The organism is Acidovorax sp. KNOB132 (genome assembly GCF_057541515.1).
The window spans coordinates 1-550 of sequence record NZ_BAAJYT010000664.1; the positions used below are offsets into that span (position 1 = coordinate 1).

Annotated in this window: 1 protein-coding gene; it reads left to right on the plus strand. The window is 74.0% G+C overall.

Features of this window, described 5'->3' with window-relative positions; translation table 11 throughout:
* Positions 1–550 (plus strand): hypothetical protein (locus AC27IO_RS25290; protein ID WP_498741354.1); only part of this gene is annotated, 550 nt, incomplete at both ends.

Sequence of the window (550 nt, forward strand, 5' to 3'; positions counted from 1 at the left end):
CTGGCGCGCGCCGCCGTGCTGGCGGCCCTCGGCACCGTGGCCCTCGCCGCGCCGGCCGCCCGCGCGGCCACCGACACCGATCCCGACACGCCGCTGCCCTTCAAGCTGACCACGGGCCTCTACCAGGTGTCCGGCGGCGGCCTGCCCTCGGGGCCCGGGCTGGACGTGAACCTGCGCTACACCCGCGGCGACGACCACTGGTGGGTGGGCGCGTTCCGCTCGCCCGCGCTCGGCTTTTCCATGCCGCGCGCGGGGTGGGACCGCACCGTGGCCTTCGGCGACTGGCGGGTGCAGCCCTCGGTGCAGATCGCCTCGGGCGGCTTCGTCGGCGGCAGCCTGGCCTTGGAGACCGGCACCACCTGGGTGGTGGGCGCGGGCCTGGGGCGCACCAACCTGCGCAACTACGCCAACCTCAACTTCGATCCCAACGACGCCTACAGCGTGTACGGCAGCCACCGCTTCACGAGCGGCGACACCCTGGCGCTGCAACTGGTGCGCGACAACCGGCAGAACCCCGACCAGCAGAACCTGCACCTCGTGTGGCGCAGCC